Raw genomic sequence first — 7,434 nt, forward strand, 5'->3', positions numbered from 1 at the left:
TCTCTCACCTCTGTCATATCAAAACGCTCTGTCTTAGCATTAGCATTCTGCGTATCACGAGATAAACCTGTCGGTATTTCTCCTTGGTCGACTGTCAGATAAATAGTTGGGCCTATCGCACTATAGGTGGTGGAATGATCTGATTTATTTACACTCCCTAAGGCACTCAACCCTGCAGCGACTCCATTAGCCATGTTCTGAGACATGTCCGTTGAATAAGATAACATCGCAGAACCTCTACAGAGCAGCCTACCCCTATGCCATCACCCATCTTGGCTTTAAAAATCTTCTGCATATTGCAGAAAATCAAACTCCCCTTCTTTCCCTGACAATAAGTGAGCTGCATAGCTATCAATAGCTTCTGCTGGATGAGAGAGTTTTTTTATTTGCATCACATCTGTTCTTGGTACGACATACACATTACGCTCGGTGTTATGCGATGAGACAAATAGCTGGAAACCATTTTTTCCCCAGTCGTCTGACAATCGTGTATCCAATAAACAGCGCAGTTCAAAATACTTATCAGCATCCATAAACTCTTCGGTTTGATACGTCTGACGGAACGGATGATTAAACTTTGCTTCTAAAAACTCGGCATATTGAGGTAGTACGCGCCGTTCCCTATCTGCCATTTCTCTGAGCAATGAATATATTGGAGACATATTATAAGTGTTAAGCGAAGGCAAAACACCTCTATGAATATCAATCACTGTTGATTCCGCCACATCCCATCCCTCTGCTCGATAAAGCCAAGAGTTAAGGATTTCTAGAGGGATAGTGGGATATCTACTTGTCTTTTTTTCATAGGTATATGGGGTATATTGTATGTAGCATACCTTGTTACCTACTATAATCCCCAACTGCGTAGTATCTCCGATTACACCTGGATATGGAGTGGTTTTTACTGCATAAAAAAACTCTCCATCAGTTAAATAACTATAAGTTTTTGGTTGCCAACTTTTAAAAGGCTCAATAAGGTAACTGCATAAATCTCCATTACTTTCTTGGATAAAACAGTAGCCATTAACCTCTTTACTTATCTCGCTTAACATAAATGAATTAAATGGTATTTGACTTAAATCTGTATAAACAAAATCAAACTTACTATATAAATCTTGCTTTGAAAAAAACATTATCTTAGTCCTTTTTTCTCAAGTTCTCTTATCACTTTCATTTCCATCTCTCTTTGGATTTTTTTAAGATAATCACGATACTCAGACGAAATCTCTTTGCCCTCCTTAGCATACATACGCCAACCCTCTGTTCCTGTCTCTACCTTTTTGCCTTTTGACGAATTCAGCTCTTTAGGCAAAGGTTGTAGATTCATTGGATCATTGATAAAAGCTTCTTGAACCTCTTTAGGTAAGCGTTCAAATCCAGGTATTTCCTTAAATTCTGATTGTGGCAAAATATGGTCAACAGATGCAATAGCATCATCTGGAAAATCTTTACGAATGCCATCAAATGGATCAATATACTGCACTTTACCCGTTGTTTTATCAACCCATCCCCCCTCAATAAATTTCTTTTCAATATCGCCATAGGTATTCACAAAGTCACAACAATTTGCGTTGTGTACCCAGACACCTAAATGACCAATATGGTAAGTGCTGAAATCCTCTACTTTAATGTTATAAACAGTCTCTAATTGACCTGTGCTGTACTGGTCTAATACCGTTAAATAAGGAAGTCCTTCTCTATTAAGTAGCACCATTCCTTTTTCAAGTAGGCTCGCCTTGCGCCAGCCCATGCCCTCTACAAAAAATGGATGCTCTGTAGTTGCTACAAAGGTCTCTGTCTCACCCACTTCATTCTGTACAAGTACTTCCACCGTTGCTTGATTATCTGTTTTACTATTAGCAAAAACAGGCTTATAACCATATGTCTCGCCAAACTCTTCACGAGACCACACCAGCTCACCATACTGTATCTGCTCAATCGGTTTTAATCCTGTTGATGTTTCAACTAATGTGCCTGCTACAAAGCAAGCTCCCCCTACATCACAATGAACTTTTAACGGAGTTGTGATTTTTGTGGGATGAATCGCATCAATCTTTCTAAGTGTTTTTCCAACGGAGATAAGCGCATGGTCAACTAGCCCCTTACCTCCCTGAATAAAACCGATTGCTCCCAATTCATTTGATAAATATACTTTCATGCGCAGAAAATCAGCAGCATCTTTATTTCCATTGGCTTCTAATTGCTCTGCTAGTGCAAGCTCTGCTCTAGTTTGCTCGGTAATGGTAGCAATAGGTGATTGCACAAAGTGCTTAATCTCTTGAATAATCTGGGCTAGTTGCTCTTTTGCTGTTTCATCACTATTAATGATAGCTTTGGTTGTAATCTCCGCCAGTGCAGCTGCATTTTCTACCTCTTCCTTCGCCACTGCAAACAATGCCTTTTTAGCAATATTTGACATGCGTTGCATTTGAAGCTCTGCATATTTGTTTGCTGTGTGCGCATACTGGATATGTAAATCTATCTTATCTGCATCAGGTTTATAACCCTCAAAACTCTTAAACGCAGCAGTTAATTGAACAAGTTCTTGGGCACATTTTGCAGAAAAACCCGAGCGACAACTCAATTCTAAACTGTCATCTCGTTGATTGCTTAACACATAGAGCTCATTAATACGCTTTTGGATAGCGCGACAATCTGCACTGCTATCTTTACACGCTTGCATCTGCTGTGTAAGTTTGTCTAGCTCTTCTGCCTCGTGTCTAAATAAATAGTTATTCTCCACCGCCCGTTTTCCAATCTCTGCTGCTCCAATCGCACTGGATGTACTATCACCCACTACCCCTCCAGCTAGACCACTGGCTAGTTGGCTCAATGCCGTGATGGTTTGTTTCTGCGCTTCGCTCAACTCATCTGGATCCTTCTTGTGATACAGTTGCTTAATAATCAGCTCTGCTGCTAACTCACCAGTCACCGCTCCGGCTGCACCTGCTCCTGCATGATTACCTGTGGCATAGGCTTCTATAGCGCCAAGTAAGGCATGCGCCATCAAGTTAGCTTCTTTATTGACCTGACCGCTCTGGTCGGTCGTTGCCTCTTTAATTAACTTATTCGCATAAGGGGATAGTCCTCCTACTACCGCTTGTCCTACATTGCCTGTTGCAATGCCTTGTAGTACACCCGTGACAGCCCGTACTGCCATCTGAATATCACTTCCTTGCCCATATTGGGCAATGACGGCATTAGCCTATGCAAGCTGTGCTTGCGCTTGTGCATCATTAGGATTATTGTCTAAGCGTTGTTGAGCTGCTTTCTTATCCTGCTCTGCTTTATCCAAGCGAGGTTTGAGGGCAATCGCCACACTATTATTGGCTATCTCACCAATCACCTGCGCCATCTCTTGACGCTCTCTCACCTCTGTCATATCAAAACGCTCGGTTTTGGCATTAGCATTCTGCGTATCACGAGATAAACCTGTCGGTATTTCTCCTTGGTCGACTGTCAGATAAATAGTTGGGCCTATCGCACTATAAGTGGTGGAATTATCTGATTTATTGACACTCCCTAAGGCACCTATGGTTATGGATATTTTTTGTCGTCAGTGTCCCTGTGCCTTTTCATGCTTGGACAGAGCCTTCCACTCCAAAACTATAGCTACCTCCTCTATAACCCAGAAATACTCCTGTACTCCAGCCATGCGATAAATAAGGTATATCATCATGTTTATAAATCACTTGTTCCAAGGGACCTAAAATAATATCTTGCTGTGTAATTAAAAACTCTTTTAAATCAGGATTATCTGAGCATAGAGATAAAAAACACATCGAACCAAATTGAAAATACCCCCAGCGAGCACTTTCTCTTCCTAACATCCATAATTTCGCTGCCACATAAGCGTTTTGCTTAAAGGCTTGAACATCTCCATGAACTACCAAATCGACTGAGGATTGTCCTTTGTATAGCACCCCAATATTTCTCATACAAGCAAAGGGATCACCCACGCCTGTTTTAATAATCCCCAATGCGTGATCTACCATGTAATGATTGGGGTTAGTAACATCAAGTTCTCCTGCATATCCTTTACAAAAATCTACCGACTCCTGATAACTTCGTTCTGCGATACTCCCTAAATAAACTTTATACTTCTCCATTACTAGGTTTTTTCTACGTCTTGGCATATGTATATCCTTAATAAAATTACTTTGATTTATTTGGAATTTTGACTGGAATAATTTTTACGGTCTTATCTGATTTATCCACGGCAACAATAATTGTTTTAACGGGTAAACCTTCGTTTTTAACTATTTTCATGGCTTTTGCAACATCACCTTCAGTAGGTAAGTTTTGCGTCACCGCCTCTATCCAACCTTTAGACAATTGATTAGTACCTCCCGCTCCCTTAGTACTCACCTGCAATGCCCCATTTCTTAATTGTTTACTATCCACAATAACAATAGAGCCATCTTTGGCTTGCCACACATGGTCAAAGCCATTATTTGCCCGATACTTACCCCCATCCAGTACTTTATAACCTGAACGTTCTGCTAGACTGTTAAATAACTGCTCTGTCTTACTTCCTGTTAAATCCCCTGATGATACAATATCATCAAGTAATTTCTTCTCCAATTCATTGGTTGGTTTTAGTACATAAGCCAAGTCTCTGACTTTTTGGGCATTAATAAACCCATTTGAAGTCGCTTCTGCCACCTGAGACGTATCTACTACGTGACGAACTGCATTCCAGTTCGTCACTCGATGAACTTGGTGCATACCTATCTGGACACTATTGCTAATTCCTTTACTCAAGGCAGTTGCACTTGTCTTTGTAATACCAGCACCTCCCATTGCCATTGAGGCTGCTTCAGTCACAAGTTTTCCTACTTCTACCCCCGCATTAAAGGAACCCCCTGCCCCCGCTCGCTCATACTCCTGTCGGAAATGTTCTAAGCGAGCCAAGTAATCCTGTTTAATTCCCTCCGCCACTGAATCAAACATATCATCTTGTGAAACAAACGTACTCAGTGCATCAATAGTTTCCATTGGACTTAATACCACGGAAGCAATATCACTGACTGCTTCATATAAAACCGCGGGAACTCCAGCTAACACTCCCGCTGCACCTGCGCCTACATGGTTACCTATCGCATAGGCTTCTACTGCGCCCAGTAAGGCATGCGCCATCAAGTTAGCCTCTCTATTGACTTTGCCTGTACTCTGATCAGTCGTTACCTCTTTGATTAACTGATTCACATAAGGGGATAATCCTCCTACCACCGCTTGTCCTACATTACCTGTCGCAATGCCTTGTAGTACACCCGTGACAGCTCGTACTGCCATCTGAATATCACTTCCTTGTCCATAGTGGGCAATCACGGCGTTGGCCTGTGCAAGCTGTGCCTTCGCCACGGCATCATTCGGATCAGTTTCTAGGCGATGTTGTGCCTCCTTCTTATCCTGCTCTGCTTTATCCAAACGAGGTTTGAGCGCAATCGCCACACTATTATTGGCTATCTCACCAATCACCTGCGCCATCTCTTGACGCTCTCTCACCTCTGTCATATCAAAACGCTCTGTCTTAGCATTAGCATTCTGCGTATCACGAGATAAACCTGTCGGTGCTTCTCCTTGGTTAACAGTCAAATAAATAGTTGGCCCTATCGCACTATAGGTGGTGGAATTATCTGATTTATTTACACTCCCTAAGGCACTCAACCCTGCAGCGACTCCATTAGCCATGTTCTGAGTGCTATCAGTAGAAAAGCCTGCACTCCAACCAGGCGATGGATAAGATAACATCATAGAAAGTACTTACACCTTCTTACTATCTTTCAACGCATCAGCATCAATATGCGCACTAAACCGCTCGTCTTTTTCGCAAAACCTTAAAAACTCAACACCTAATGTAGGGTTATCATCTAAGGCAATCACACCAAAACCTATATCATCATGTGGGTATAATGCAATCTGCAGCTTGGGACTAATCAGTACGCATAAATCTCCTACCACCAACTGATGAGGTTTTAAATACATCATCATCTTGACAAATGGCACGTAATATTCTGCATTAAAAGTAAAGTTGATAAATTGGTATAAAAATTGACTCTTACCCTGTATCCAAGATAAAAACTCATCGGTCAATGCTTGTAAAAAGCCTGTCTGCTTAGCTTGCTCGTATCGGTCTAAAACCTCTTCATCTACACTGACTTGAGATGTTTTATCTTCATAGGCTAAAGCACTCAACACAAAAAAATCATCTGTTTTAGAAGCAAAGAAATCTTGCATCAACTGCATAGCATTCTCTATCTCTTTAACATCTTGGTGCTTGGCACTAAAACTGCCCACCCAACATTGACTTTGCCTTAAGTCATTAAAACAAATTCGTTTTAAAGGAATGCACTTAATTAGGGTATTCTTTTTTATTTTTTCTTTAATGAGTTCCATCTCCTTTCGACGATGGGTTTGGCGGTCATTGAAAAAAGAAGGGGAACGATGCCATTCTTTAGGAAAGTTCCATTGCGTTGCTTCTGAGGATTGCGCTTTTCTACGCTCATAGTCTTCCAAAACCCCATCATCAAAATGCACTTGAAATTGTGGGTCTTGTTCACAAAATTTTAAAAACTCTACACCAATAGTAGGGTCTTCATTGAGCGCAATGATTCCGAACGAAGCATCATCATGAGGATACACGGCGATTTGTAATTTGGGATTGATTAAGAAAAACGTCTGGGATACAACACAACCAAAAACCATCTCCATCATGAGTTTAGAAAGTGGCATATATAAAGCATCATCAAACGTCAATGAAAGAAACTCATATTGAAAAGGAATATCTTCAAAATAGTACGAAATGAAGTCCTCAGTTATCGGAGCTAAAAATCCGATTCTCTTGGCTAATTTATAAACATTCAGGTAACGTTTATATAATCTAGAGCCTCTTTTATCGTTATAGGCTAATGCACTGAGCAGAAAAAAATCTTGCTCATACCCAGCAAAGAACTTCTCAAACAATGCACATGAGGTTTCCTTACCATTAGTATCTAGATTTTTAGACTCAACATACCCAATCCATCTATTGCTACTAGAAAACCCGTCAAATTTAATTCTAGCTAATGATACGCTATGACTATTTTCTATCAATTTTAATGATTTTCCCATCATCAACTCCTATCGTAATTTTCCTATTTTCATATGGTTCGTCCTTGCCCAACCCTACTTTCCATTCTCCATCTTTATCTGAGTGTTTAGACCCACTTTTTTCCCAAATTTCTCCTGTATACTTATTTTTGAAACCTTGTTTTCCTTTTTGCTTAGTAAAATCATCTGGGTGGGATGTAGGTGTTCTCACTATATCACCCCTTGAAGCTGAATTTACCTTTTTCTTAGAATTATCTCTGAAATCTTGACCAATAGGTATCCCCCCCTTACCATCTCTTGATTTCTGAGTAATATTCGCTGTCTTGGAATTAATAGGGTTTT

The 7,434-nt window shown here is 40.6% G+C and carries 8 protein-coding genes; all 8 read right to left on the reverse strand.

What is annotated here, in order from left to right:
- The coding region (locus tag HKX39_RS10400; RefSeq protein WP_216605093.1) for a hypothetical protein at window positions 1-227 on the reverse strand (227 nt) is incomplete at its 3' end.
- 51 nt (window positions 228-278) lie between these two features.
- Window positions 279-1,133, reverse strand: coding sequence for a hypothetical protein (locus HKX39_RS10405; RefSeq protein WP_171681264.1), 855 nt, complete (start codon window positions 1,131-1,133; stop codon window positions 279-281).
- Window positions 1,133-3,160, reverse strand: coding sequence for a polymorphic toxin-type HINT domain-containing protein (locus tag HKX39_RS10630; RefSeq protein WP_216605094.1), 2,028 nt, complete (start codon window positions 3,158-3,160; stop codon window positions 1,133-1,135). Before HKX39_RS10630 ends, HKX39_RS10405 begins: the two co-directional genes overlap by 1 nt.
- A gap of 45 nt (window positions 3,161-3,205) precedes the next feature.
- Window positions 3,206-3,382 (reverse strand): hypothetical protein, encoded by a 177-nt coding sequence (locus HKX39_RS10635; RefSeq protein WP_216605095.1) that lies wholly within the window; start codon window positions 3,380-3,382, stop codon window positions 3,206-3,208.
- Window positions 3,383-3,575: 193 nt separating this feature from the next.
- On the reverse strand, window positions 3,576-4,136 hold the full coding sequence (locus HKX39_RS10420) for a hypothetical protein (protein WP_171681265.1): 561 nt from the start codon (window positions 4,134-4,136) through the stop codon (window positions 3,576-3,578).
- 19 nt (window positions 4,137-4,155) lie between these two features.
- Complete coding sequence (locus HKX39_RS10425; RefSeq protein ID WP_171681266.1) at window positions 4,156-5,757, reverse strand: hypothetical protein; 1,602 nt, start codon at window positions 5,755-5,757, stop codon at window positions 4,156-4,158.
- Between the two features lie 9 nt (window positions 5,758-5,766).
- A complete protein-coding gene (locus tag HKX39_RS10430; RefSeq protein ID WP_171681267.1) occupies window positions 5,767-7,116 on the reverse strand; it encodes a hypothetical protein in 1,350 nt (449 codons plus the stop codon).
- Window positions 7,082-7,434: hypothetical protein (locus tag HKX39_RS10435; protein ID WP_171681268.1), on the reverse strand; the 353-nt coding region annotated here is incomplete at its 5' end. The genes HKX39_RS10435 and HKX39_RS10430, both read right to left, overlap by 35 nt.

Origin of the sequence: Pelistega suis (assembly GCF_013133795.1) — a bacterium.
Classification (GTDB): Bacteria; Pseudomonadota; Gammaproteobacteria; order Burkholderiales; family Burkholderiaceae_B; genus Taylorella; species Taylorella suis.

What these genes read in the sequence shown, in the direction of transcription:
- HKX39_RS10405 (WP_171681264.1), bottom strand. Translation starts at nt 1,133, where the DNA reads ATGTTTTTTTCAAAGCAAGATTTATATAGTAAGTTTGATTTTGTTTAT.
- HKX39_RS10630 (WP_216605094.1), bottom strand. Translation starts at nt 3,160, where the DNA reads ATGGCAGTACGGGCTGTCACGGGTGTACTACAAGGCATTGCAACAGGC.
- HKX39_RS10635 (WP_216605095.1), bottom strand. Translation starts at nt 3,382, where the DNA reads ATGACAGAGGTGAGAGAGCGTCAAGAGATGGCGCAGGTGATTGGTGAG.
- HKX39_RS10420 (WP_171681265.1), bottom strand. Translation starts at nt 4,136, where the DNA reads ATGCCAAGACGTAGAAAAAACCTAGTAATGGAGAAGTATAAAGTTTAT.
- HKX39_RS10425 (WP_171681266.1), bottom strand. Translation starts at nt 5,757, where the DNA reads ATGATGTTATCTTATCCATCGCCTGGTTGGAGTGCAGGCTTTTCTACT.
- HKX39_RS10430 (WP_171681267.1), bottom strand. Translation starts at nt 7,116, where the DNA reads ATGATGGGAAAATCATTAAAATTGATAGAAAATAGTCATAGCGTATCA.